At 63.4% G+C, this 23,912-nt stretch carries 23 protein-coding genes and 2 tRNA genes; 13 read left to right on the plus strand and 12 right to left on the minus strand.

Translation table 11 applies throughout. The features are described from left to right. Window positions 1-296 precede the first annotated feature (296 nt). Entirely contained in the window at window positions 297-1,493 is a 1,197-nt protein-coding gene (locus tag D8W71_RS14735) for an MFS transporter (protein ID WP_121114287.1), read from the minus strand. 201 nt (window positions 1,494-1,694) lie between these two features. Between D8W71_RS14735 and D8W71_RS14740 the strand changes: the two genes are divergently transcribed. From D8W71_RS14740 to D8W71_RS14750, 3 genes are read left to right on the plus strand one after another with little or no spacing between them, the layout of a single operon-like run. Next, a complete protein-coding gene (locus D8W71_RS14740; RefSeq protein WP_121114289.1) occupies window positions 1,695-2,468 on the plus strand; it encodes a fumarylacetoacetate hydrolase family protein in 774 nt (257 codons plus the stop codon). Between the two features lie 28 nt (window positions 2,469-2,496). Then, window positions 2,497-3,969 (plus strand): glutamate--tRNA ligase, encoded by a 1,473-nt coding sequence (gene gltX, locus D8W71_RS14745; protein WP_121114291.1) that lies wholly within the window; start codon window positions 2,497-2,499, stop codon window positions 3,967-3,969. Window positions 3,970-3,982: 13 nt separating this feature from the next. After that, entirely contained in the window at window positions 3,983-4,966 is a 984-nt protein-coding gene (locus D8W71_RS14750) for a YihY/virulence factor BrkB family protein (protein ID WP_201265079.1), read from the plus strand. Here the strand turns inward: D8W71_RS14750 and D8W71_RS14755 are convergent. Beyond that, entirely contained in the window at window positions 4,948-6,480 is a 1,533-nt protein-coding gene (locus D8W71_RS14755) for a bifunctional 3'-5' exonuclease/DNA polymerase (protein ID WP_121114293.1), read from the minus strand. The two genes, D8W71_RS14750 and D8W71_RS14755, sit on opposite strands and share 19 nt — an antisense overlap. Window positions 6,481-6,683: 203 nt before the next feature. Here D8W71_RS14755 and D8W71_RS14760 point away from each other — a divergent pair. Together D8W71_RS14760 and D8W71_RS14765 are read left to right on the plus strand one after the other, a co-directional pair. Then, a tRNA-Gln gene (locus tag D8W71_RS14760) sits at window positions 6,684-6,755 on the plus strand. A 150-nt stretch (window positions 6,756-6,905) separates the two neighbouring features. After that, a tRNA-Glu gene (locus D8W71_RS14765) sits at window positions 6,906-6,978 on the plus strand. A gap of 87 nt (window positions 6,979-7,065) precedes the next feature. Here D8W71_RS14765 and D8W71_RS27480 read toward each other — a convergent pair. The 3 genes from D8W71_RS27480 to D8W71_RS14775 all read right to left on the minus strand — a co-directional run bounded on the left by D8W71_RS27480 (window position 7,066) and on the right by D8W71_RS14775 (window position 8,590). Next, the gene (locus D8W71_RS27480; protein WP_161965464.1) at window positions 7,066-7,233 is read right to left on the minus strand and encodes a DUF5302 domain-containing protein; all 168 of its coding nucleotides are present in this window, start codon (window positions 7,231-7,233) and stop codon (window positions 7,066-7,068) included. Window positions 7,234-7,305: 72 nt separating this feature from the next. Further along, window positions 7,306-7,809 carry a pyridoxamine 5'-phosphate oxidase family protein gene (locus D8W71_RS14770; protein WP_121114295.1) on the minus strand — a complete coding sequence of 168 codons (504 nt, stop codon included), beginning with the start codon at window positions 7,807-7,809 and terminating at the stop codon, window positions 7,306-7,308. Window positions 7,810-7,888: 79 nt separating this feature from the next. Continuing rightward, window positions 7,889-8,590 (minus strand): IclR family transcriptional regulator, encoded by a 702-nt coding sequence (locus D8W71_RS14775; protein WP_121114297.1) that lies wholly within the window; start codon window positions 8,588-8,590, stop codon window positions 7,889-7,891. 143 nt (window positions 8,591-8,733) lie between these two features. On the opposite strand from D8W71_RS14775, the gene leuC reads away from it, so the two are divergent. From leuC to D8W71_RS14790, 3 genes are all read left to right on the plus strand, one after another. Then, window positions 8,734-10,158, plus strand: coding sequence for a 3-isopropylmalate dehydratase large subunit (gene leuC, locus D8W71_RS14780; RefSeq protein WP_121119237.1), 1,425 nt, complete (start codon window positions 8,734-8,736; stop codon window positions 10,156-10,158). A 62-nt stretch (window positions 10,159-10,220) separates the two neighbouring features. After that, entirely contained in the window at window positions 10,221-10,838 is a 618-nt protein-coding gene (gene leuD, locus D8W71_RS14785; RefSeq protein WP_121114299.1) for a 3-isopropylmalate dehydratase small subunit, read from the plus strand. 149 nt (window positions 10,839-10,987) lie between these two features. After that, entirely contained in the window at window positions 10,988-11,701 is a 714-nt protein-coding gene (locus D8W71_RS14790) for an HU family DNA-binding protein (RefSeq protein WP_121114301.1), read from the plus strand. 82 nt (window positions 11,702-11,783) lie between these two features. On the opposite strand, the gene D8W71_RS14795 is transcribed toward D8W71_RS14790, so the two are convergent. The 3 genes from D8W71_RS14795 to cofC form a co-directional block, all read right to left on the minus strand. Then, window positions 11,784-12,719: an NUDIX hydrolase gene (locus D8W71_RS14795; protein ID WP_121114303.1), complete on the minus strand. Its 936-nt coding sequence runs from the start codon at window positions 12,717-12,719 to the stop codon at window positions 11,784-11,786. Beyond that, a complete protein-coding gene (locus D8W71_RS14800) occupies window positions 12,719-14,878 on the minus strand; it encodes an RNA degradosome polyphosphate kinase (RefSeq protein WP_236077999.1) in 2,160 nt (719 codons plus the stop codon). Before D8W71_RS14800 ends, D8W71_RS14795 begins: the two co-directional genes overlap by 1 nt. Window positions 14,879-15,028: 150 nt before the next feature. Next, complete coding sequence (gene cofC / locus D8W71_RS14805; RefSeq protein WP_201265080.1) at window positions 15,029-15,679, minus strand: 2-phospho-L-lactate guanylyltransferase; 651 nt, start codon at window positions 15,677-15,679, stop codon at window positions 15,029-15,031. Between the two features lie 152 nt (window positions 15,680-15,831). Here cofC and D8W71_RS14810 point away from each other — a divergent pair, with 152 nt between their 5' ends. Then, window positions 15,832-16,830 carry an NAD(P)H-dependent glycerol-3-phosphate dehydrogenase gene (locus D8W71_RS14810; protein WP_121114307.1) on the plus strand — a complete coding sequence of 333 codons (999 nt, stop codon included), beginning with the start codon at window positions 15,832-15,834 and terminating at the stop codon, window positions 16,828-16,830. A gap of 57 nt (window positions 16,831-16,887) precedes the next feature. Further along, window positions 16,888-17,994: a D-alanine--D-alanine ligase family protein gene (locus tag D8W71_RS14815; RefSeq protein WP_201265081.1), complete on the plus strand. Its 1,107-nt coding sequence runs from the start codon at window positions 16,888-16,890 to the stop codon at window positions 17,992-17,994. 6 nt (window positions 17,995-18,000) lie between these two features. Here the strand turns inward: D8W71_RS14815 and D8W71_RS14820 are convergent, their stop codons facing one another. Together D8W71_RS14820 and D8W71_RS14825 are read right to left on the minus strand one after the other, a co-directional pair. Further along, entirely contained in the window at window positions 18,001-18,564 is a 564-nt protein-coding gene (locus D8W71_RS14820) for a DUF3515 domain-containing protein (protein ID WP_121114311.1), read from the minus strand. Then, window positions 18,561-18,830 (minus strand): Lrp/AsnC ligand binding domain-containing protein, encoded by a 270-nt coding sequence (locus D8W71_RS14825; RefSeq protein ID WP_121114313.1) that lies wholly within the window; start codon window positions 18,828-18,830, stop codon window positions 18,561-18,563. Before D8W71_RS14825 ends, D8W71_RS14820 begins: the two co-directional genes overlap by 4 nt. A 115-nt stretch (window positions 18,831-18,945) precedes the next feature. On the opposite strand from D8W71_RS14825, the gene D8W71_RS14830 reads away from it, so the two are divergent. Then, the gene (locus tag D8W71_RS14830; protein ID WP_121114315.1) at window positions 18,946-19,989 is read left to right on the plus strand and encodes a thiamine-phosphate kinase; all 1,044 of its coding nucleotides are present in this window, start codon (window positions 18,946-18,948) and stop codon (window positions 19,987-19,989) included. Between the two features lie 57 nt (window positions 19,990-20,046). Beyond that, window positions 20,047-20,739, plus strand: coding sequence for a uracil-DNA glycosylase (locus D8W71_RS14835; RefSeq protein WP_121114317.1), 693 nt, complete (start codon window positions 20,047-20,049; stop codon window positions 20,737-20,739). Between the two features lie 6 nt (window positions 20,740-20,745). Here D8W71_RS14835 and D8W71_RS14840 read toward each other — a convergent pair whose 3' ends face one another. Together D8W71_RS14840 and rpmB are read right to left on the minus strand one after the other, a co-directional pair. Beyond that, window positions 20,746-21,534, minus strand: a complete 789-nt coding sequence (locus D8W71_RS14840) for an enoyl-CoA hydratase-related protein (RefSeq protein ID WP_121119241.1) — start codon at window positions 21,532-21,534, stop codon at window positions 20,746-20,748. Window positions 21,535-21,693: 159 nt separating this feature from the next. Beyond that, the gene (gene rpmB, locus D8W71_RS14845; protein WP_121114319.1) at window positions 21,694-21,885 is read right to left on the minus strand and encodes a 50S ribosomal protein L28; all 192 of its coding nucleotides are present in this window, start codon (window positions 21,883-21,885) and stop codon (window positions 21,694-21,696) included. Window positions 21,886-22,125: 240 nt separating this feature from the next. Here rpmB and D8W71_RS14850 point away from each other — a divergent pair, with 240 nt between their 5' ends. After that, entirely contained in the window at window positions 22,126-23,838 is a 1,713-nt protein-coding gene (locus tag D8W71_RS14850) for a DAK2 domain-containing protein (protein WP_121114321.1), read from the plus strand. The last annotated feature ends 74 nt before the right edge of the window (window positions 23,839-23,912 follow it).

A 23,912-nucleotide genomic window follows, 5' to 3' on the forward strand; every position in this document is an offset into this window, starting at 1 on the left:
TGCTCGCGGGGTGACCGAATGAGTCGTTCGCACACTCTGAGTGACCGAATGAGTCGTTCGCACACTCAGAGTGACCGGAATAGACATTCGCTCCCGCTAAGTGACCGAATGGGACATTCGCTCCCGTCGGGTGACCGAATGAGACATTCGCTCCCGCTGGTGACCGAATGAGACATTCGCTAGTGCTCGGGTGACCGAATGAGACAGTCGCACACTCAGAGTGACCGGAACAGACATTCGGTCCCGTCACAGGTGACCGAAACAGACATTCGGTCACCGCCGGGGCGCCAGAATCCCTATTCGTTCGGCTCGTGGTCGTCGGGGATCACGGGGATGGAGAGGGCGGGGAAGAGCGCGGAGACGAGGAAGGCTATTGGGAAGCTGACGGCTGCGAGGGCGCCGAACGCGGGCGGAACCAGTGATGCGGCGATGTACTGCCCAGTGTTCTGCACGCCGAGGGCACGCCCACTCCAGTACGGTCCGGAGAATTCGGCGACGGCGGTGAACGCGAGCCCGTTCGGTGCGACGGTGACGATCGACGCGACGACGAGAAGCACAACGGAAACGGGGGAGTCGAGCCAGTCGGTCACCGCGAGTGCGAGCATGCTGACCGTGGCGGACACGGCGACCCATTTGAGGGGACGCATTCGACTCCCGACGCGATCCGACAGCGCGCCGACACCCATGCGTCCGAACGCACCCAAGATTTGAGATGCGGTAACGAGGAGACCGGCCGATGCAGCCGACCAACCGCGATCGGTCATCAACCAGACGAGGGCATAGGTCCAGACGACGTACTGCGGAACAACGAGCAGGATCGACGTCGAGTGGATTCGCCAGAGCTGGCGGCTCGTGCGGTACGGATTCGCAAGCAGTCCCTGCCGTTCGGCAGCGGCACGGCTCGGCCGGGGTGGATCGACGACGCCGAGGCACAGAACAGCTCCGAGGAGGCAGATGCTCGCGGGCACCAGCAACGCAGCCGAGACGCCATGATCACGGGCGATCGACGGGATGGTCAGTGCTGCGATGGCGACCCCAAGAGGTACTGACATCTGCCTGATGCCCATCGCGAGACCGCGACGCTCGGGGGGGAACCATCCGACGACCACTCGGCCACTGGCGCTGTTGGCGCTCGCCGCAGCCATTCCTCCGAGGAGTAGACACAGGCCGAGCAGGATGAACGAGGTCGTGAAATACGCTGCGAGACTTGCTAGTGCAGTGAGACCGAGTCCGATTGCCAGGACGAGTCGTTCACCGATTCGGTCGACGAGAACACCCCACGCGATGAGTGTGAGCATGATTCCGACCGTCGGCATTGCCACGACAATGCCTGCCCGGGCCAGGCTCAACCCGCGATCGTCGTGCAGGGCGGGTATGAGGAATGCAGCGCCGTTGATGAACACGGCACCTGCCGTCTGAGCGAGCATTCCGAGAGCAAGCATGAGCCACTTGCGCGCGCTGCTCGTCTGCCGAACTCTGTCCGTCGTGGTCATGGCTACTCTTCAATCTCACTATGTGGAACAATGATCTTGCAATGTGAACTTCGCATACAGACTGTACACCCGATGCAGAGAGTCGAGCGGAAGGCCGCGCCTGCCTCTGCAGGGCCGGGAGCGTAGCGGGCGGAGTGACCCGTTGGGGCCGGGAGCGTAGCCGGCGGAGTGACCCGTTGAGAGGTCGATAGACTTGACTGCATGCGTCTGGGTCGAATTGCAAGTCCTGATGGTGTGGCATTCGTGAGTATCGAGGGAGAAGGTGAGCAGCAGACGGCGAAGGAAATAGCCGAACATCCCTTCGGGACACCGACCTTCACCGGTCGGTCGTGGCCGTTGGCTGACGTGCGTCTCCTCGCACCGATCCTTGCGAGCAAGGTGATTGCCATCGGCAAGAATTACGCAGCCCACGCCGCTGAAATGGGCGGCGAAGCGCCCAAGGATCCGGTCATCTTCATCAAGCCCAACACCTCGATCGTGGGTCCGGGCGCGCCGATCGTACTGCCGCCTACCTCGACCGAAGTCCACTTCGAGGGAGAACTCGCAGTCGTCATCGGTCGCCCGTGCAAGGACGTGCCCGCGGCGAAGGCTCTCGACGTGGTGCTCGGGTACACCGTCGCGAACGACGTGTCGGCGCGCGACCATCAGCGTCACGATGGCCAGTGGACCCGCGCGAAAGGGCATGACACGTTCTGCCCGCTCGGACCGTGGATCGAAACCTCACTCGATGCATCCGATGTCGAGATCAAGACCGAGGTCGACGGAGAAGTGAAGCAGCGCAGCCGTACTTCGCTGCTGCTGCACGACATTCCGGAGATCATCGAGTGGATCTCCGCGGTCATGACGCTTCTGCCCGGGGATGTGATTCTCACCGGCACCCCGGAGGGCGTGGGACCGATCACCGATGGGCAGTCGGTGTCGATCACCGTCGAGGGCATCGGAACTCTGACCAATCCCGTCGCAGCCAAGAAATAGACATTTCACCATCGAACGTGAGCGAGACATGACCTCCACCGAAGTACGAGTTCGATTCTGCCCGTCCCCGACGGGCACGCCGCACGTCGGATTGATCCGCACGGCACTGTTCAACTGGGCGTTCGCTCGGCACCACGGTGGAAGCTTCGTCTTTCGCATCGAGGACACCGACGCAGCTCGTGATTCCGAGGAGTCGTACGCCGCCATCCTCGATGCGTTGCGATGGCTCGGGTTGTCCTGGGACGAGGGCCCTGAAGTGGGAGGTCCGTACGAGCCGTACCGTCAGTCGCTGCGCCGCGATCAGCACCTGGAGATCGTGCAGAAGTTGCTCGACGCGGGGGAGGCGTACGAGTCCTTCTCCACGCCGGAGGAAGTCGAGGCCAGGCACAAGGCGGCGGGACGTGATCCGAAACTGGGTTACGACAACTTCGACCGCGACCTCACCGACGATCAGAAGCGAGCATTCCTGGAGGAAGGCCGCAAAGCTGTTGTCCGTCTGCGGATGCCGGATCACGACTTGTCCTGGGTCGACCTCGTGCGGGGTGAGACGACGTTCAAAGCCGGGACCGTGCCGGACTTCGCGCTGACTCGGGGCAACGGTATTCCGCTGTACACATTGGTCAACCCCGTCGACGATGCCCTGATGAAGATCACCCACGTGCTGCGCGGCGAGGATCTGCTCTCGTCGACGCCGAGGCAACTCGCACTGTACGAGTCGTTGATTCGTATCGGTGTAGCTGAGAAGACGCCCGAGTTCGGGCACCTTCCGTTCGTCATGGGTCAGGGCAACAAGAAACTGTCCAAGCGAGATCCCGAGTCCAATCTTTTCATCCACCGGGATCGAGGATTCATTCCGGAAGGCCTTCTGAACTACCTGGCGCTCCTCGGGTGGGGCATCTCCGACGATCATGATGTCTTCTCCCTGGACGAGATGGTCGCAGCGTTCGACATCGGCACCGTCAATTCGAACCCCGCGCGTTTCGATCAGAAGAAGGCCGACGCGATCAACGCCGAGCACATCAGGTTGCTCGAACCTGCGGACTTCTCTGCGCGTCTCCGGGCATTTCTCACCGCGAACGGACACCTGCCCACCGATATCGACGAGGCCCAGTGGGCCGTCGCAGCCGACCTCGTCCAGACTCGGATCGTCGTATTGTCCGACGCGTGGGGGCTGCTGAAGTTCCTCTTCGTCGCCGAGGGTGAATTCGAGATCGATCCCGCGGCTGCTGCGAAGAACCTCGGGGCCGATGCAGTGCCGGTGCTCGACGCGACGATCGCTGCATTGGAGGCACTTCCGGAATGGCGTACCGCCGATCTGGAGGATTCGCTCAAGTCGGCTCTCATCGACGGGTTGGAACTCAAGCCACGAAAGGCCTTCGCACCTGTGCGGGTCGCGGTGACCGGTTCGCACATCAGCCCACCGTTGTACGAGTCGATGGAGCTGCTCGGTCGCGAGAAGACTCTCGCCCGCCTCGGTGCGGCACGCGCCGGCATCGTCTGATTGCCGTGATCACGTGAGCATTTCCGGCCGTGTCGACCGGCTGCAGCGTCGGCACCCGGTCCTGGGATTTCCGCTCGCGGTGGTCTACAAGTTCGTCGACGATCAGGGCGGCTACCTCGCCGCCTTGATTACGTACTACGCATTCGTGTCGCTCTTTCCCCTTCTTCTACTGGCCAGCACGATCCTTGGATTCGTACTGGGAGGGAATCCGCAGCTGCAGCAGCAGATTCTGGATTCCGCGCTGAGCCAGATTCCGATCATCGGGGAAGATCTCGGTGAACCGGAGAAGATCGGTGGCGGAACGATCGGTCTGGTCGTCGGCGTCCTCGGCTCGCTCTACGGTGGACTTGGCGTCGCGGTTGCGGTTCAGAACGCGATGAACACGGCGTGGTCGGTTCCCAAGAATCTTCGCCCGGACCCGATCTTCGCTCGTGTGCGCGGCCTCGCGCTGCTCAGCACTGTGGGAGTCGCGGTATTGGCCATCACTGCGGTGAATGTCGCGAGTTCGGCCGGGTACTTCGGACGTGTGAGTGGCGCCGTGGTGCTCGTGGCGGTGATCTTGCTGAATGTCGGCGTGTTCGTGGTCGCGTTCCGTCTCGCCGCGGCCCGCACGTTGTCGATTGCCGAAGTACTGCCCGGAGCCATCGTCGCGGGAGTCGTTTGGCAACTGTTGCAGACGTTCGGGGGCGTGTACATCAAGTACGTCGTGTCGAAGTCGTCGATTACCAATGGGGTGTTCGCGGTAGTGCTCGGCGTCCTCGCGTTCATGTACGTCGCAGCGGTACTGGTTGTCATTGCCGTCGAGATCAACGTGGTGCGGGTCGACAAGCTCTATCCGCGAGCGCTTCTCACCCCATTCGTCGACGACGTCGATCTGACCGAGGGCGACAAGCTGACCTACAGGGGACAGGCAGAGGCGCAGCGAAGCAAAGGGTTCGAGGAGATCGACGTCACCTTCGACGGGCCGCGCGGCGACGATCAATCGGGTTCGGCGTAACACTCCCGGACAGCGACGTCCATGGGGAATCGAACCTTGGTGTTGCCGAACAGGAGTCGGGTCGCGGCCGCCGCAGCGTCGGTGACGTGCCGGGCGGCGCGGTCCGGTGTGCGGCTGTGGACGACGACTTCGTCGTGTTGGAAGAACACCAATTCGCCTGCCTCGCGATCCTCCGCCAACCTCCTTCGTAGATCGGCGAGAAGACACAGTGCCCATTCCGATGCCGTCGCCTGCACGACGAAATTGCGGGTGAACCGACCGCGGGCGTGCGCGTCGCCGTCCGACCACCACGAGTCGGGAGGAGGAGGGCAGCAGCGACCCAGGAGTGAGTGCACCACCTCGCCGCGTTCACCCGCACGTGCTGCTCTCTCCACGTACTCGACCGCGACCGGAAATCTCCGTCGAAGTAGAGCGAGCAGAGAACGCGCTTCTCCCGCAGTCGCCCCGTACAACACGCCGAGCACTGCGACCTTCGCTTTGCTTCGATCTCCGTCGAATGCTGCGGCAGCAACCGGGGCATACAGGTCGTCCGAACCCGCTGCATCCATCATCGCCGGATCGCGGCTCAGCGCGGCTAGGATTCGGGGCTCCAGCTGGCCCGCGTCGGCGATCACCAACATATGACCGGGTTCCGCGACGACGCTGGCGCGCAGCGGTTTCGGGATCTGTAGCGCACCGCCGCCCCTGCTCGCCCACCGACCGGACACGACCCCACCGGGTACGTAGACGGGCCGAAACCTGTTGCCGCGCACCCAGGTGTCTGCCCACGCCCATCCGTTGGTGCTGAACAACTTCGACAGATCTCGGTGCCGCAGAAGCAGCGGAACCGCGGGGTGGTCGACTTCGCGTAGGACGTGCGCCCGTGTCGAGGTGACCTCGATGTCTGCGCGCGCGAACGCAGCCGTCACCTCAACCGGTGAGCTCGGGTTGACGGGACGCCCAAAAGCCTCGCCGATTGCCGCTTCGAGCTCTTTCATCGCAAGCGGAAGATGACCGTCCGGAGGTCGCACGCCCAGCGCAGACTGCAAGTAGCGGAAGTGCGCCTCGGTCGAGAAGGGCAGTCCGACGTGCGTCATCTCTGCTGCGGCAAGGCCACCGGCCGATTCCGCGGCGATCAACAAGCGAAGGTCGCCGCAATCGCCGATTGTCTGGACTTGATCGCGGTGCCAGTCGACCACGGAATCCACACTCGGATAACGGTAAGCGTCGAACAGGCCTGGACGGTCGTCGACGGCACTGTCGTCCTGAACGTATGGCTCACCTCGACGCAATCGGAGAATGGCCTCGGTCAGCGACAGATCGTGGCTTCGTGAAACTCGCACCCCCGCGTCCAGCAACCTGGGGTAGATGCGGGACGTCGTGGCCCACACCCATCGTGGACGAACCTCGTGTTCTATTCGAGCGACCGTGCCCGCCACATCGGTGCACTCGACGATGTCGCCGGCGCGAACGCCCCCGTCCGTCGTCGGGACGAGAAAGGTCGTCGCACCGGCGGGTGCCACCACAATCCTCATCGGGTCGAACCGGCAGTTCTCATCACCACCGAGTCTGCGCCGAGCCGATCTGGGTGGCGAATGCGGGGTCCGCTGTTGGGTGGGACCCGAATGCACCCTCTTGACCTGGCGATTTGGAGAAACACCTGTGTCCTTTGATAGTCTCTATCCCGGCTCGAAACGCGGTTCACATCGCAGCTGATGTGGATATCGGAGAAGGTCATTGGGGTATGGTGTAATTGGCAACACAGCGGTTTCTGGTACCGCCATTCTAGGTTCGAGTCCTGGTACCCCAGCAAGCGTTCGGAGGCGATTTGGTCGCCGGACGTCAGCCGGTTAAGCTGGCTGAGCTTTCGACTGGTCGACATAGTCGAAAGCAGGTAGTAACCAGAATTGGAGCAAGACCCAGAGTTCGAGCAACACCCAGAGTTACAGTGAAAGTTCCTGGCCCCGTCGTCTAGCGGCCTAGGACGCCGCCCTCTCAAGGCGGTAGCGCGGGTTCGAATCCCGTCGGGGCTACTCAGTACAAATACCCTCCCATCGCGTGCGATGGGAGGGTATTTGTCTATTCGGACCGGTGCCCGGTGCCGTCAGCAGCTGGTGTCGTCAGACGCTCTTGCGTCGGAACATCTTCTGATGATCGGCTGGGCCATGCACATTGCCCACCTTCGACCCGGCGTCCTTGTGGTCGGTCGAGACGGCCGAGCGGTGGTTCTTCTTCTCCAGTGCCTCGCGGAACTTCTTCTTCAGATCTTCGTTGGTCGGTTCGGCCATGATCGCTCCTGACGTCGGCGGTGAGAGAAACGTACCGCACGTGAGGAGCCGGTTTCACCCGAATTTGTGCGTCTATCGGGTCGTGAACTCCGCCGTGGTGCCCGAGACCGGCATCTCGGGGATCCCGAGTTTGCGGTGGTCCCACGACCTGACACGGTCGACCGATACTCGAACTGCAATTCGCTTGTTCATCATCTGGTCCACGAGGGGCTCGACTTCCTTCGAGTAAGGACCGGTGTAGCGCTCCCAGACGCTGATCCCGACGCGACGGATCGACTCGGCATCGTCGACGATCTCGGCACGGCCCTCGATCGACACGCCCCGCAACGAGTCGTAGGTGGACCCGTCCTCCACCAGCACGGTCACTCGCGGATCGCGGCGGAGGTTGACTGCCTTCTGCGATTTGGACTTCGTCTCGAACCACACCTCGCCGTCGATCAAGGCGTACCACATCGCGACCAGGTGAGGTGTGCCGTCGCGTCCGATCGTCGCTAGGTTCGCGATTCGGCTGCGTTCGAGAAACGTCTCGATCTCCGAATCGGCCATCGTGATCTGTGCCCGCTGATTGATTCCCATGACGACATCAGTAACAGACTTCGGTACCCGTCACAGTCTTTCGCGATACGTCATCGATCGATCGAGGCGCGAACTTGGCTCACAGGCGCTTGTGGATTGCCTCGGCTGCTGCGAGTAGGTCGGCGGCCCACCGCGCGCCCGGCCGTCGGCCGATCCGGTCGATCGGTCCCGAAACAGATACGGCGGCAACGACATTGCCCGTCGAATCTCGTACGGGAGCGGCAACGCTCGCAACACCGGGTTCGCGCTCGCCTGCACTTTGCGCCCATCCGCGCCTGCGAACCTCGGCCAGAACACGTTCGCCGAATTCGGCGTCGGGCAGAACTGTGCGCTGGGTCTGAACGTCAGCCCACGCGAGCAGAACTTTGGCTCCCGATCCGGCGCTCATGGGCAGCCGCGCGCCCACGAGAACCGTGTCACGCAGGCCCGTCGGCGGTTCCATGGATGCAACGCAGACACGCACTGTGCCTTCCCTGCGGTAGATCTGGACGCTTTCGCCGGTGATCTCACGCAAACGAGGCAGCACCGACGCGGCTGCGTCGACGAGTGTGTCGGCTGCAGTCGCGGCGAGTTCGGCGAGACCCGGGCCGGGTCGCCACAGACCGTTGGCATCTCGGGTGAGTAGCCGATGAACTTCCAGCCCGACGGCCAGGCGGTGTGCAGTGGCCCTCGGCAACCCGGTTCGGGCACAGAGGTCACTGAGAGTGCAGGGTTCGTCAGCCACCGCGTACAGGACACCCATCGCTTTGTCGAGAACGCCGATGCCGCTATGCTGTCTCATAGGTCGATATTAGCGTCTCGCATAGTGGGAACAACCCTTCGGGTCGTTCTCGCGGCCCCGGGCTGGTGTCGACCCGACAACGCGACGTGGGCCAGCCCGTAGTCCACCGGCGCGACGCACTCGAGAAATGGTTGGTGTTCCTCATGGCCGGCACAGCACGCACACTGGCAGAAAAGGTATGGGATCAACACGTCGTCGTTCGCGGCGGGGGAGAGGGTGGTTCGCGCGAGCCCGATCTGATCTTCATCGACCTGCACCTCGTTCACGAGGTCACCAGTCCGCAGGCATTCGACGGACTCAGACTCGCCGATCGTCCACTGCGTAGGCCTGATCTGACCATCGCGACCGAGGACCACAACGTACCGACGGCGGACATCTTTTCGCCGATTGCAGATCTCGTGTCGCGTACGCAGGTGGATACGCTTCGACGAAACTGCGAAGAGTTCGGCGTCAGGCTGTATCCGATGGGCGACTTGGATCAAGGCATCGTTCACATCATCGGCCCCCAGCTCGGGCTCACGCAGCCAGGTATGACGGTGGTGTGCGGCGACAGCCACACCTCGACGCACGGCGCTTTCGGTGCGATCGCCATGGGCATCGGTACCAGCGAAGTGGAACACGTGATGGCTACACAGACGCTTTCCCTTCGTCCCTTCAAGACGATGGCCATCACGGTCGACGGCACACTCGCACCAGGCGTGACGAGCAAAGACCTCATCCTGGCTGTCATCGCGAAGATCGGGACGGGCGGCGGGCAGGGTTACGTGCTCGAGTATCGCGGCGAGGCCATCAGCGCTCTGTCGATGGAAGCCCGAATGACCATCTGCAACATGTCGATCGAGGCAGGTGCGCGTGCGGGGATGATCGCACCCGACGCGGTCACCTACGAGTACCTGAAGGGTCGCCCGCACGCGCCACAGGGAAGCGATTGGGACGCAGCGGTTGCGGCGTGGGACGAACTGAGGACCGACGACGACGCCGTCTTCGACAACGAAGTGCACATCGATGCGTCCTCGCTCACGCCGTTCGTCACCTGGGGTACCAATCCCGGTCAAGGTGCGCCGCTCGGCGATTCCGTGCCGAACCCGGCTGACATCGTCGACGAGAGCGAAAAGATCGCGGCCGAGAAGGCGTTGCAGTACATGGGACTCGAGGCCGGGACCCCGCTGCGGGACGTGGCCGTGGACACGGTGTTCGTCGGATCGTGCACGAACGGGCGCATCGAAGATCTCCGCGCGGTGGCCGAGGTTCTGGACGGCCGCAAGGTTGCAGACAGCGTGCGGATGCTGATCGTCCCTGGATCGATGCGAGTGCGTGCGCAGGCCGAGAAGGAGGGCCTCGGCGAGATTTTCACGGCGGCCGGCGCAGAATGGCGTCAGGCGGGGTGCTCGATGTGTCTTGGTATGAATCCCGATCAGCTGGCAGTCGGGGAGCGTTCGGCGTCGACGTCGAATCGAAACTTCGAAGGCAGGCAGGGCAAGGGAAGTCGAACGCACTTGGTTTCACCGTTGGTTGCAGCAGCTACTGCCGTGCGTGGAACGCTCTCCTCTCCCTCGGATCTCGCGTAGCCCAGGGGACGCAGAGCACCAGTAAGTACTTCCGATACCCGTCAAACGTAGGAGAATTTTCGATGGAACCCTTTACAAGCCATAAAGGAATCGGTGTTCCGCTGCGGCGGTCGAACGTCGACACGGATCAAATCATTCCTGCCGTGTACCTGAAGAGGGTGACGCGCACCGGTTTCGAGGACGGTCTCTTCTCTGCGTGGAGGAACGACCCGGAGTTCGTTCTCAACGTTGCTCCGTACGACAAGGGTTCGGTGCTCGTCGCCGGTCCCGATTTCGGCACAGGGTCCTCGCGCGAGCACGCGGTCTGGGCTCTATCGGACTTCGGGTTTCGGGTTGTGATCGCCTCCAGGTTCGCCGACATCTTCCGCGGGAACGCCGGAAAAGCTGGTCTGTTGGCGGCCGAGGTCGAGCAAAGTGACGTCGAATTGATCTGGAAGGCGCTCGAGGAGCAGCCTGGTTTGGAAATTTTCGTGGACCTCGTCACGAAGACGGTGACGGTTGGAACCTTGGTGGTGCGCTTCGCCATTGACGACTACACCAGGTGGCGTCTTCTGGAGGGTCTGGACGACATCGGATTGACATTACGCCAGGTCGACGCCATTGCCGAGTACGAAAAGTCAAGGCCGTCATGGAAACCTGCGACCCTCCCGGCACGCATCGAGGAGCCGGTGGAGGGGTAGCGATTTCGGCCCTGCGACACGCATTGTGCCGGTGAAACTTTCCGCCACGCCGAATGAGATTTGGCGTGGCTCATAGACTCTTGACGTGTTGGGGTTTACCGTTGTAGTAGTCGGTCCGACGATGGGCCACAATATTGCGGAGGAAATCCATGAACAAGGCAGAGCTGATTGACGCCCTGACCGAGAAGTTGGGGTCTGACAGGAGGAGCGCCACAGAGGCTGTCGAGAACATCGTCGACACCATCGTGCGCGCCGTTCACCGTGGCGAGAGTGTCACCATCACCGGATTCGGTGTATTCGAACAGCGTCGGCGTGCGGCACGTGTTGCTCGCAACCCACGCACCGGCGAGACCGTGCGCGTCAAGCCGACCAACGTGCCGGCCTTCCGCCCGGGCGCTCAGTTCAAGGCTGTAATCGCGGGCGGCCAGAAGCTTCCCGCCACCGGCCCGGCCGTCAAGCGTGGATCCTCGGCGGCTCCGGCCAAGAAGACCGCAGCTGCCAAGAAGACCGCAGCGAAGAAGGCTGCAGTCAAGACGACAGCTCGCAAGACCACCGCGGCAGCGAAGAAGGCGGCTCCCGCAAAGACGACTGCCCGCAAGGCAGCTCCCGCGAAGACCGTGGCAGCGAAGAAGGCAGCTCCCGCCAAGACGACGGCTCGTAAGACCGTCGCGAAGAAGGCTCCGGCAAAGGCCGCAGCCAAGAAGACTACGACTGCCGCAGCGGCCAAGAAGGCCCCCGCGAAGACCGCAGCCAAGAAGACCGCAGCGACCACGACCGCTGCAGCCAAGAAGGCTCCGGCCAAGACCGCAGCCAAGAAGACCGCAGCGAAGAAGGCTCCGGCCAAGCGCGCTGCACGCAAGTAGGTTCCGCGAACTCAGCGGCGACACAGATCGACGAGAAAGGCCCCGGACTCCAAGAGTCCGGGGCCTTTCTGCGTACGCCAGTTCAGCCGTCAGTGGGAACCTTGGGCAGCGGACTGGCCAGATGGTCCGCAGCAATCAAAGTCCCGTTGTGCAGTGACAGAACCCAGACACTGCCTTTGCGGTTTCTGTTCGGCGGCAGCTTGACGCCGTCCCTGTCCGCCCACCACTGCAGCAAATCTGGAATCACCTTGCCCTGACTGCATATCGTTCGGACTCCGCCGAGTGTCGCGATCTCCACCGCGCGTCGACGAGCGGCGTCCAACGAGTCCCAGTAACCCTCCTCGGACAGCAGCGGTTCGAGCGTGATGGACACCGACAACTCGTCCGCCAAGGGTTGGACGGTTTGTACGCACCGTCGACGGTTCGCGGCGTGCACCGAGTCGGCGCCGAATGCAGTGAGCTCCGCTACAAGAGCTGTAGCCTGCGCCTCGCCGACGGCATCGAGTGGCCGCAGGGCGTCGTCCCCCTTGTATCGGGACCGGCGTCCGGCCTTCGCATGGCGGACGAGAAGGACCGTCGTCGTATCGGGTGGTTGCTTCAGGAATCGACGTAAGATCTTGTGGTCCATCGGGTAGGACAGCTGAGACTCGGCCTGCTCGGGGGTTACCCAGCGCAGCTCGTCCACCTCGGAGTTGGGCTCGAACTTGCCGTCGAGTGCATAGGCCGCCCAGTAGTCGACCTTCTTCATTTTCCGATGGCCCGGGATGGGATAGGTGACCGTGGAGAGATAGCGGCCGAGTCGAGCTTCGAACCCGGTCTCCTCCGCCACTTCTCGAACGGCGGCGTCGACGGAGGTTTCACCCGGGTCGATCTTTCCCTTGGGAAAGGACCAGTCGTCGTATTTCGGACGATGTACCAGCGCGACGGAAATCTCGTCCGGACGATGGGGAGAGTTTCGCCACAGGACGGCTCCGGCGGCGAAGATGTTCGCGCGCAATGGATTTTCGCCGTCCGACATCAGGACGCCTGGTTCCGCCGGCTACGCATCAACTCGACCTGATGCTCGCGAACGTTTTCACCCTGAGCGGGCGATGCCGCCCATCCGCCATCCGCTCGCAGAATCCAGCATCTGGTTGTCGGGTCCAGCGCGGACTCGAATATGTCGTCCAGTTGGCCGGTCAGACGCGGATCCTTCACCTGTGCCATGACTTCCACGCGGCGGTCCAGATTCCGGTGCATCATGTCGGCACTGCCGATCCAGAATTCGTCTGCACCGCGGAAGTTGAGGACACGTGAGTGCTCGAGGAATCGACCGAGGATGGACCGAACCTCGATATTCTCGCTCAGACCCGGTACGCCCGGCTTGAGGGCGCAGATTCCTCGGACCACGACCTGGACCGGCACACCCGCCGCCGACGCACGGTACAGCGCATCGATGACCTGTTCGTCGACGAGCGCATTGGCCTTCAACCGAATTCCGGCCTCACGACCGGCCTTCTGATGTTCGACCTCTGCTTCGATCCGCTCGATGATGCCGCGCCGAACTCCGTACGGAGCGACGAGGAGGTTGCGATAGCTCGTCTTGCGCGAGTATCCGGTGAGGGAGTTGAACAGGTCGGTGAGGTCGGCGCCGATCTCCGGCGAGGAGGTCAACAAGCCGACGTCCTCGTAGATCCGGGCCGTCTTCGGGTTGTAGTTGCCGGTTCCGATGTGGCAGTAGCGGCGGATGACCGATCCCTCACGCCGTACGACCAAGCATGTCTTGCAATGTGTCTTGAGGCCGACGAGACCGTATACGACGTGAACCCCGGCTTTCTCGAGCTTTCGCGCCCACTCGATGTTTGCCTGCTCGTCGAAACGTGCCTTGATCTCGACGAGGGCGACAACCTGCTTGCCCGCGCCTGCGGCGTCGACGAGCGCGTTGACGATCGGTGAATCTCCGGAGGTGCGATAGAGAGTCTGCTTGATGGCAAGCACCTGCGGATCTGCTGCCGCCTGCTCGATGAACCGTTGCACGCTGGTGGAGAAGGAGTCGTAAGGGTGATGGACGAGCACATCGCCGTCGCGCAACGTGGAGAACACGCTCTTGGGTGTTTCGCGCTCACCGAACGCCGGATGTGTCGCCGGAACGAAAGGCGCGTCCTTGAGGTGTGGCCGGTCGACCCCGTAGACCTGCCACAGGCACGACAGATCGAGCAACCCCGGCACCTGGATCACGTCGCTCGGATCGACGTCGAGCTCACGTAGAAGCAGTTCCAGCATGTGTTCGGTCATGTCGTCGGCGATCTCGAGTCGGACGGGCGATCCGAAGCGGCGACGCGCCAGTTCCCGCTCCAGCGCCTGCAGGAGATCCTCGTCGCGGTCTTCCTCGACCTCGAAATCCGCGTTTCGGGTGATGCGGAACGCGTGACTCTCCACGACATCCATGCCTGGGAACAGAACATCGAGGTGGGCCGAGATGACCTCTTCCATCGAGAGGAAGGCGTCGACGCTCGAGCTGCCGTCCCCGCGCCGTACCCGCACGAAACGATCGACGTTGTCCGGAACCTTCACGCGGGCGAAGTGCTCGCCCGAAGTCGCGTAATCCTTCACTGTCACGGCGAGATTGAGGCTGAGCCCGCTGATGTACGGGAACGGGTGCGCCGGGTCGACGGCGAGCGGCGTCAGTACCGGGAACACCTGCTCGTGGAAATACCTGGACAGTCGCTCCCGTTCGTCACCGTCGAGATCGGACCACCGAATGATCTCGATTCCCACCGAGGTGAGCTCGGGCAGAATCGCGTCGAGGAGTATCCGCGCATGACGGCGAGCCAACTCCTGTGTGCGTTCGCCGATCAAGGCGAGTTGTTCGCGCGGGGTCAAGCCGTCGGCAGACCGAACGGACAGTCCTGTCTCGTCGCGACGTTTGAGGCCGGCGACGCGAACCATGTAGAACTCGTCCAGATTCGACGCGAAGATTGCGAGGAACTTGGCGCGCTCGAGCAACGGAAGCGACGAATCCTCGGCGAGTGCAAGAACGCGCGAGTTGAAGTCGAGCCAGCTCAATTCCCGGTTCAGATAACGGTTTTCGGGCAATGCGCCTTTGGCGTCGGGCGCGTGTGGTTCCGTCGCTGCCGGCAGTGCAGCAGGACTGGCCGCAGTACTGGCTGCGGAGGTGATGGGGGGCGGCGGACTCACCTGACCGTCCGAACCGTGCTCCCGGGCTGGAGTTGCGTCGGCGTCGGCCTGGGTTTCGCTGTTGCTCACTGGTCGATCATCCCCCATTGCGGTGGCCGGTGAAACTCGGATCGGTGAATTGTGTCTTACTCGATTCGGTGGGAATGGATTTCACCAGCCGAGGGACTTCAGGACCGCGGCTGTCGCGGGTCCGACGCCGAGGGTGTAAGCGCGTCGGACATCGTCGATCGTGTCGACGTCGAGTCGCAGGCCGGGCCAGGTCCCGTTCAGGTCGTGAGCGCCCGAGTCTCGGTGTCGTTGGGCCGAAGAGGGCCCGAACAACGGCGTGAAGCGGCCCGAGCGACCGCCGACGATCAACGCAGCGGTTCCGGTGCCGTGATGGTCGGTCACGACCGATCTGGCGTGACCGACGGACATGTCGTGGGCCTCGGCGAGTTCCTCGGTGCGGAGTGCCGGGAGGTCGGCTTGCAGGGCGATGATGTCGTCGCTTCCCTCCGCCCACGCGCTCGACGCCGCGGCCTCGAAGGCGGAATTGAGTCGCGCGACGGAGTCGTGTGGATCGCGATCGCACGGTTCCTGGACGACTCTGGCTCCCAGGTCCAGCGCCGCGTCGGCAACGGATCGGTCAGGGGTGACGACGGTGACCGCAGCGACGGCCTCGACGGCACGAGCAGCGACGACGGTGTCTCGAAACATCGCGACGACCAGTCGGGCACGGTCGATGTCGGCGAAGGCGTCGGCCAAACGCGTCTTCGCGGCGGCGAGGTCCTTGACTGCGATCACCACGTGCGCGTTGCTCATACCCTCGATCCTGCCAGCGTGCCCACCGCCGGTGCCGTTCGACCTCGCCGCGCGGGTTCTCCACGTTAGTGTGGGGCGGCGGTGCGCCCGGCGCACTGCGGTTCTTCGATTCGGCTGATCGAGAACCGACGGATCGATGAAGGTGGCATTCGATGACCAAAGCAGCGGTACTCGGTTCCGGATCGTGGGGGACCGCGTACGCCAAGGTGTTGGCTGATGCAGGAACCGACGTGACGATGTGGGCTCGGCGGTCGGAACTGGCCCAAGCCATCGACGAGGGGCACGAAAATTCCGATTACCTCCCGGGAATCACCCTGCCGAACAATATCTCGGCCACGAGTGACCCCACGCGTGCGCTCGACGGAGCCGACATCGTCGTTCTGGCCGTGCCGTCGCAGTCGCTTCGGGCGAATCTCGCCGAATGGACCGACTCGATCCCCGCGGACGCAACACTTCTGAGCCTTGCCAAGGGGATCGAGACCGGAACGCTGCTGCGCATGAGCCAAGTCATCGCACAGGTGACCGGCGCTGATCCGAGTCGAATCGCCTCGTTGTCAGGTCCGAACCTCGCGCGGCCGATCGCCGAGGGGCAGCCGGCTGCCACGGTCATCGCGTGCTCGGACTCACGACGCGCGCTCGAGGTACAAAAGTCCTGTGCCACAGGATATTTCCGGCCGTACACCAACACGGACGTCATCGGTTGCGAGATCGGCGGCGCGTGCAAGAACGTCATTGCACTCGCCTGCGGAATGGCCAGTGGGGTCGGATACGGCGAGAACACTCTTGCATCGATCATGACGAGGGGCCTGGCCGAGATCATCCGCCTCGGCACCGCGCTCGGAGCCAAGCCCGCAACGTTGGCGGGCCTTGCCGGTGTGGGCGATCTCGTCGCGACGTGCTCGTCCACACTCTCCCGGAACCGCACGTTCGGCGAACGGCTCGGCGCGGGCGGTTCGATGGAGAGTGCGCAGGAGGCCGCCCATGGTCAGGTCGCGGAGGGCGTGAAGTCGTGCACGTCCGTGCGAGCGCTGGCCGAGAGCTACGACGTGGAGATGCCGTTGACCGACGCCGTTCACCGGGTGTGCCACGCGGGCTTGTCGGTGCCCGACGCAGTGGGCCATCTGCTGGGACGCAGAATCAAGCCGGAATAGAGAAGGCAGGGTGAGCCGTCGTCGGGCGTTTCTTCGCCGACGGTACGGTAAGTGACCGTGAATCAAACGCGTACCAAAGTCGCCGTCGTCTTCGGCGGCCGTAGCAACGAGCACGCGGTCTCCTGCGTCTCCGCAGGCAGCGTTCTTGCGCACATCGATCATGACCGGTACGACGTCGTTCCGATCGGAATTACCGTCGACGGTGCATGGGTCCTGGGCTCGGCCGATACTGCCGAGCTGGCCATTCGCGGACGTGTACTTCCGAGTGTGGACAAGAACTCGAAAGCCCTCACGCTGTCGGTGGACCCAGGTCGGAGCGGGGATCTACTGTCCCTCGACGCTGTCGACGCAGGGGCGGTTCTCGCATCCGTCGATGTGGTGTTTCCTTTGCTGCACGGTCCGTACGGGGAGGACGGAACCATCCAGGGCTTGCTGGAGCTCGCAGGCGTCCCCTACGTCGGACCAGGTGTGTTGGCCAGCGCTGCAGGCATGGACAAGGAGTTCACCAAGAAGCTTCTTGCAGCAGACGGCCTCCCCGTCGGCAAACAGGTCGTGCTCCGGCGCGGCCAGGACGCTTTGACCGCCGAACAGCAGGACTTTCTCGGCTTGCCCGCATTCGTCAAGCCCGCGAGGGGCGGATCGTCCATCGGAATCAGTCGGATCACCGGGTGGGACCAGCTCGACGGCGCTGTTGCGCACGCCAGGAAGCACGATGCGAAGGTGATCGTGGAAGGAGCAATATCCGGTCGCGAGGTCGAGTGCGGGGTGCTCGAATTCCCGGACGGTTCCGTATCGGCGAGTGTCGTGGCGGAGATCCGCATGCCGGATGCACCTGAAGACGACCACACCTTTTACGACTTCGACAGCAAATACCTCGACGACGTCTGCGAATTCGATGTTCCGGCCGTCTTGCCGCTCGACACGAGCGAGGAGATTCGTCGAATTGCCGTCGCCGCCTTCCGCGCGCTGGATTGCCAGGGACTGGCACGAGTCGACCTCTTCGTCACCGAGGACGGGCCGGTGATCAACGAGATCAACACGATGCCGGGGTTCACGTCGATCTCGATGTTTCCGAAGATGTGGAATGCCGCAGGGGTCGACTACCGCACGCTCATCGGCACTCTCATCGAGACTGCACTCGCGCGCGGCACCGGACTGCGGTAGCACGCCCTATTGGAGGGGAGCCGGATCGAGTGGTGTCTGTGGAAGCGCGGACGAAATCGAATCGGACGCGTCCTGCAAGGGTGTCGGACCCGACCCGTTCGGAATGGTGAGCGCTGTGTACACCGGTCGGTCCACGGTGTACCAGGTACTGGCCTCGATCCCGGACTCGGCGCCTGAGGCCTCGAACCACTGAACGCCGTTGATCACCTGTAGCGAAGATGCGACGTCGAAACCGAGCGGCCGCGGCAGGCCACAGCGGAGAACGATCGCGTCGGACTCCTCGTCTTCGGGCGCATAGGCACGTGCTCCGGCGGGAGCCGGGTCGACCAGTTCGGCTCGGCTGTAGTCACCGAGAGATTCGGGCAGCGCGTCGAGCAGAGTGTTGCAGTCGGCGCTCTCGGCCGAAGGCGCGTCGACCGGTCCGAGTGCTTCGGGCGACCGCGTCGACTCTCCTGCGACGGTGACCGCTGCCACGATCACCCCGACGAGTAGCGCGACCGGGAGGGCCACTGCTGTAGCGATGACTGCCGGATGTCGCCGATGCTCCGGTGAATCGTGTTCGGGCGTCATCGGGACGGTGTCCCGTGTGGTGACCTGGCATCGGCGTGAGCGTCGGCGATGGGGCAGGTCAAGGTTCGCGTGATGGCGTCGACCCGCTGTATGCGGCCGACGATGTCGGCGAGAGCACCGTCGTTCTCGCCCGAGATGCGGACAACGACGTCGTACGGACCGAGAACGGCTTCGGCTGATTCGACGCCCTCGATGTCGTGCAGCGTTCGGCTCACGAGAGATGAGCGCCCTACCTCCGTCTGTACGAGGATGAATGCTTGCATCATCGTGGGCCCTTTCCCAATGTCGTGCCCGCACCCGAAGGTAGTGTCGCAGAGGTCTCGTGTGAGACGTGCCTTCACATCCGACGAGTGCAGTTGTCGGTAAGAAGGTACCGCAGAGGTGGAGAATCGCTGCGCGCCAGAGCCGAGACATCATTCAACGACGCGAAAGAGGAAGACCATCGACACCGGTGACGACCGAGATCCCCTCAGCGGTTCCACAGTTGCTCAGGTCGGAGAATTCAGTGTGATTGCCCGGTCGCTGGCCGGGCGCGTCCAGTCGAGGAATACCGTTCTCGGGCCCGGAGATGACGCTGCTGTGGTGTCCGCTCCGGACGGACGCATGGTCGTCACGACCGATATGTTGGTGCAAGGTCGGCATTTTCGGCTCGATTGGTCCGATCCGGAGGACGTCGGCCGTAAAGCCGTCGCTCAGAACGGCGCAGACATAGCGGCGATGGGAGCTCGGTGTACCGGATTTCTCGTCGCAATCGGGTGCCCGTCCGAGACGCCCGTGGAGGTGACGGACGCTCTGTCCGAAGGACTCTGGCGTGAAGCAGTTCGAGCCGGGGCGTCCATAGTCGGCGGTGACCTGGTAATGACCGACTCACTCGTGATTTCCATCACCGCGTTGGGCGACCTCGAAGGACGTGGGCCCGTACTACGGTCGGGTGCGCGGTCGGGCGACGTCGTGGCAGTAGCGGGGAAACTGGGGTGGTCTGCGGCCGGTCTGGATCTGCTGCTCGCCGGGCGGTCCGGGTATTCGGCACTCGTCGCGGCGCATCGGGTCCCTACGCCCGACTACGAACAGGGAATTGTCGCGGCTCGGAGCGGCGCAACTTCTCTCACCGATGTGTCCGACGGACTTGTCGCCGACCTCGGTCATATAGCGCAAGCGTCGTCGGTCACGATAGATCTCGACAGTGGTTCCTTCGATATAGCGGACGAAATCGCCTCGGCCGCTCTGGATCTGGATGTATCGCCATTGTCGTGGATCCTCGGCGGTGGCGAAGATCATGCGTTCGCTGGGACCTTCCCCAGTGACGACGTGGTTCCGGAAGGGTGGTCGGTGGTAGGGCGTGTCTCGGCGAACGGCGGGGATGCAGTGACCGTAGACGGACGAGAGTTCTCGGGGCACGCAGGATGGTCCAGCTTTCAGGCATGATCTGCGTGATCTCAGAAGCATTCACATAAAAGTCGAAACGGAGAAGGGGCATCGCGTATGACGGCACAGCCATTGAGCGCCATCGTCGAACAGGGTTGGGCCGCAGCGCTGGAACCAGTGCAGGACCGGATCACGGCGATGGGTGACATGCTTCGCACGGAGTTGCGCGAGGGCCGCGAGTATCTTCCGTCCGGTGAGAACGTCCTTCGCGCCTTCACCCGGCCGTTCGACCGAGTGCGGGTATTGATCGTCGGGCAGGATCCCTATCCCACGCCGGGACATGCAGTGGGACTGAGCTTTTCGGTCGCACCGGATGTGCGGCCGATTCCGCGCAGTCTTGCCAACATCTTCAAGGAGTATTCGGACGATCTCGGATTCCCGACGCCCGCCACCGGTGACCTGTCGCCGTGGGCGGATCGCGGTGTATTGCTCCTGAACCGGGTTCTCACGGTGGAGCCCGGTGCCGCTGCCTCGCATCGCAAGAAGGGTTGGGAAGCGGTAACCGAGCAGGCCATCAGGGCCCTCGTCGCTCGAAACGAACGCGAGGATTCAGCAGGTCTGGTCGCCGTTCTCTGGGGTCGAGACGCCGCGACGCTCGTGCCGATGCTCGGCGACACACCGACCATCCAGTCGGCCCACCCGTCGCCGTTGTCGGCGTCGCGCGGGTTCTTCGGTTCGAAGCCGTTCTCGCGGGTGAACGAACTTCTCGTTGCAGGCGGGCACGATCCTGTCGACTGGGAACTACCCTGACGCCCCCTACGAGAAGTCGGGTCGACGTTTCTCCACGAAGGCGTCGACCCCTTCACGTCCGGTAGGTCCGTTGGCTGCCGCCGAAATCGATGAAGCCTCGGCTTCGAGTTGCTCTGCGAGAGTTCGAGTTTCGGATGCGAACAGTAGTGCTTTCGTCCCCTTGAACGCCTGGGTCGGACCAGCTGCGAAGGTGCGAGCAAGACGCTGTGCCTCGGCTGCGATGATGTCGTCCCCGACCAGGCGGCTCAGGATTCCGAGCCTGACCGCTTCTTCGCCGTTCAGAATCGAATCGCTGAGCAGGATGTCACGTGCACGAGCAGGACCGACGATTCGGGGAAGAGTCCAACTCAAGCCGCCGTCCGGGGTGAATCCGATACCAGGGTATGCGGGGCGGAGTTTGGTGGCACGTCCGCCGATCGCCACGTCTGCGTGGCATACGAGGCTCATGCCCGCGCCGGCTGCCCACCCGTGCACGCCGGCAACGATCGGAATTTCGACGGCAGCGAGTTCGAGCACGAAACGATGAAACTCGTCGGCGACGCCCCGTACGTATTCGCCTCGATCGGGAGCGCTCGCGAAGGCACGGACATTGCCTCCCGCGCAGAAATTGGATCCGGAACCGATGAGGAGAATCGATCCGGCCGCGAGATCGCCTGCGTTGAGCGCATGCAGCGCTCGGGCGCCGTCGGCCATGGCATCACTGCTCAACGAAGTGCCCGCGTCAGCGGTGGCTACGGTGATCTGCAGTACGCCGTCGACGACCTCGACGGAGTCGGTACGTTCGAAGTGGTTCACGTATCGCACTGTAACCCGCACGCCCGATGGGGCCTCATATCGGATCCTTCGCACGCCGAACCGGGCTGTCTCCGAACACTACTGGTTCCGAACACGACTGTGCCCCGCTGCTTCGTGAAGCGGCGGGGCACAGTCGATGCTCGTGTCTCGGGGGCTGTATCAGCCCCGAACCACCTTGCCGGCCTTCAGGCAAGAGGTGCAGACGTTCAGGCGCTTGGTGTTGCCGGGAGCAACCTGAGCGTGAACGGTCTGGATGTTCGGGTTCCAACGACGGTTGGTCCGTCGGTGCGAGTGCGAGACCGACTTACCGAAGCCGGGCCCTTTGGCGCATACGTCGCAGACGGCAGCCATAGTCGCGAACTCCTTGATAGATGATTGATCATTAACATGAGGGCGGTTACGCCGATTAACAACGGCGCGAACGAACACGCCGCTCCTCATCGGGCAACCCTGCAAGAATAGCCGGGCACCCCGATTTCACCAAACCGTCACCTCGGACATCAGCTGACCGGCGTCGACACCCGCACGAGTCTAGGCTGACCGTGGTCGATCCTGGGGGCGAAGCGAGGGGGAACGAGGGCCTTGACGGACATGGGTGACGTGGTCGGCAGCCGGACGCACTCGATCGAGGCACATCTGAGCGTCGATCAGGTCAGGACGTGGGCGTACCGCTGTGTCGACGGTCTCACCGACCGCCGCGTCGAGATCAACGATCTGAACGTGTTCCCGATTCCGGATTCCGACACCGGCACCAATCTCGTGTTCACCGTGCGGGCGGCGGTGGAGAGCATGAGGAGTGCAGGGCCCGAGGCCGATCTCGCGACGGTCACGGCCGCGCTTGCGCATGGCGCGGTTGCCGGTGCCCGTGGCAACTCCGGAGTAATCGTCTCGCAGGTGATGCGCGCCTTGGCCGAGCATTGCAGTACGGGTCGGCTCGACTGTAGAGGTGTACAACACGTCCTCCGTCGGGCGTCGTCCCTCGTCGTGGAGGTTGTCAGCGTGCCCGTGGAGGGCACGATCCTGACGGTTCTCGGCGCAGCGGCGGACGCGGCAGCGCAATCCTCGGCCGATCTCGCGGGCGTGGTGCGGGGTGCTGTCGATGCAGCCGCGGCCGCGTTGGAGCGGACTCGCTCACAGCTGCCGGTGCTCGATGCTGCAGGTGTCGTCGATGCGGGCGGTCTCGGCCTGGTGATCATGCTCGACGCATTGGCTGCGGTCGTCACCGGCACTGCGCCGACTCGCGCTCGGTACCACCGCGGTGCAGCCGCCGCTCGCCCCGCGAGGGTGCCTGTGTCGGGGAGCGTTCAGCCCGACGCGCGGAAGGTGCTGCCGATCGGGTACGAGGTTCTCTATCGAGTGAACGACATCGAGGTCGGCGATGTCGAGAAGCTTCGGTCGGCGCTGGCCGACCTGGGGGATTCTGTGGTCGTAGCAGGCGACGGGGCAGGCACGTGGTCTGCGCATGTTCACACCGCAAATGCAGGCCTGGCGGTGGAGGTCGGTTCGAAATTCGGAACCCTCCACGAGATCAGGATCGACGCTTTCGACCCGAGCGAACATCGGGATGGGGCCGCGAGCAGTGCGCAGGAGGGGCGAGCAATCCTCGCCGTAGTCGCAGGTGACGGAGCCGAAGAACTCTATGCGAGAGAGGGCGCAACGGTTCTTCGTTGCGACACGACGCGGATCGGTACTGCAGAGCTCGTCGCGGCCATCGTCGACACTACGGAGACCGAGGTTCTGGTCCTGCCGAACGGTGCATTGTCGGCTTCCGAACTCGTCTCCGTCTCGGTCACGTCGCGTGGTGCAGGAAAGGACGTCCTGATGCTTCCGTCGTCGTCCATGGTGCAGGGACTGGCAGCCCTCGCGGTTCACGGCTCGTCGCGCGCCGCAGTCGACGACGCGTTCACGATGTCGGAGGCAGCGGCCGGTACACGCTGGGCGTCTCTTCGAATCGCCGACGAGAAATCGTTGACGTGGGTCGGTACCTGCGAGCCTGGGGATGGCCTGGGTCTGGTCGGCCGCGAGGTCGTCGTGATCCGCCCTGACGTCTTCTCGGCTGGTCGCGCCCTGATCGACCAACTCCTGTCGGTGGGTGGTGAGATGGTGACGATGCTCAGTGGTGAGGTCTGCCCGCCGCCGGAAGGCTCGTCGGCGGACCACTCCTCGAAGCACCGGTGTGCGAACAACCCGCGTGAGGTCGCGAGTCTTCTTGCCGATTACGTCGCAGATCGGCATCCCGGCGTGGAAGTGATCGTTTATTCCGGAGGCCAACCGGGCGATGTGCTTCAACTGGGTGTCGAGTGACCTGGCACCCGGGCGACCGAAGACCGAGAACACCGACGGGATGTCGGTGCGCACAGGCGGGCAGACAAGTACGA

The sequence above is a fragment of the Rhodococcus sp. P1Y genome, from assembly GCF_003641205.1.
GTDB lineage: Bacteria > Actinomycetota > Actinomycetes > Mycobacteriales > Mycobacteriaceae > Rhodococcoides.

What these genes read in the sequence shown, in the direction of transcription:
- D8W71_RS14850 (WP_121114321.1), top strand. Translation starts at nt 22,126, where the DNA reads ATGGGTGACGTGGTCGGCAGCCGGACGCACTCGATCGAGGCACATCTG.
- leuC (WP_121119237.1), top strand. Translation starts at nt 8,734, where the DNA reads ATGGCCGGCACAGCACGCACACTGGCAGAAAAGGTATGGGATCAACAC.
- D8W71_RS27480 (WP_161965464.1), bottom strand. Translation starts at nt 7,233, where the DNA reads ATGGCCGAACCGACCAACGAAGATCTGAAGAAGAAGTTCCGCGAGGCA.
- D8W71_RS14835 (WP_121114317.1), top strand. Translation starts at nt 20,047, where the DNA reads ATGACGGCACAGCCATTGAGCGCCATCGTCGAACAGGGTTGGGCCGCA.
- cofC (WP_201265080.1), bottom strand. Translation starts at nt 15,679, where the DNA reads ATGAGCAACGCGCACGTGGTGATCGCAGTCAAGGACCTCGCCGCCGCG.
- D8W71_RS14755 (WP_121114293.1), bottom strand. Translation starts at nt 6,480, where the DNA reads ATGAGGATTGTGGTGGCACCCGCCGGTGCGACGACCTTTCTCGTCCCG.
- D8W71_RS14810 (WP_121114307.1), top strand. Translation starts at nt 15,832, where the DNA reads ATGACCAAAGCAGCGGTACTCGGTTCCGGATCGTGGGGGACCGCGTAC.
- D8W71_RS14795 (WP_121114303.1), bottom strand. Translation starts at nt 12,719, where the DNA reads ATGTCGGACGGCGAAAATCCATTGCGCGCGAACATCTTCGCCGCCGGA.
- D8W71_RS14775 (WP_121114297.1), bottom strand. Translation starts at nt 8,590, where the DNA reads ATGAGACAGCATAGCGGCATCGGCGTTCTCGACAAAGCGATGGGTGTC.
- D8W71_RS14740 (WP_121114289.1), top strand. Translation starts at nt 1,695, where the DNA reads ATGCGTCTGGGTCGAATTGCAAGTCCTGATGGTGTGGCATTCGTGAGT.
- D8W71_RS14790 (WP_121114301.1), top strand. Translation starts at nt 10,988, where the DNA reads ATGAACAAGGCAGAGCTGATTGACGCCCTGACCGAGAAGTTGGGGTCT.
- leuD (WP_121114299.1), top strand. Translation starts at nt 10,221, where the DNA reads ATGGAACCCTTTACAAGCCATAAAGGAATCGGTGTTCCGCTGCGGCGG.
- D8W71_RS14735 (WP_121114287.1), bottom strand. Translation starts at nt 1,493, where the DNA reads ATGACCACGACGGACAGAGTTCGGCAGACGAGCAGCGCGCGCAAGTGG.
- D8W71_RS14820 (WP_121114311.1), bottom strand. Translation starts at nt 18,564, where the DNA reads ATGACGCCCGAACACGATTCACCGGAGCATCGGCGACATCCGGCAGTC.
- gltX (WP_121114291.1), top strand. Translation starts at nt 2,497, where the DNA reads ATGACCTCCACCGAAGTACGAGTTCGATTCTGCCCGTCCCCGACGGGC.
- rpmB (WP_121114319.1), bottom strand. Translation starts at nt 21,885, where the DNA reads ATGGCTGCCGTCTGCGACGTATGCGCCAAAGGGCCCGGCTTCGGTAAG.
- D8W71_RS14825 (WP_121114313.1), bottom strand. Translation starts at nt 18,830, where the DNA reads ATGATGCAAGCATTCATCCTCGTACAGACGGAGGTAGGGCGCTCATCT.
- D8W71_RS14770 (WP_121114295.1), bottom strand. Translation starts at nt 7,809, where the DNA reads ATGGGAATCAATCAGCGGGCACAGATCACGATGGCCGATTCGGAGATC.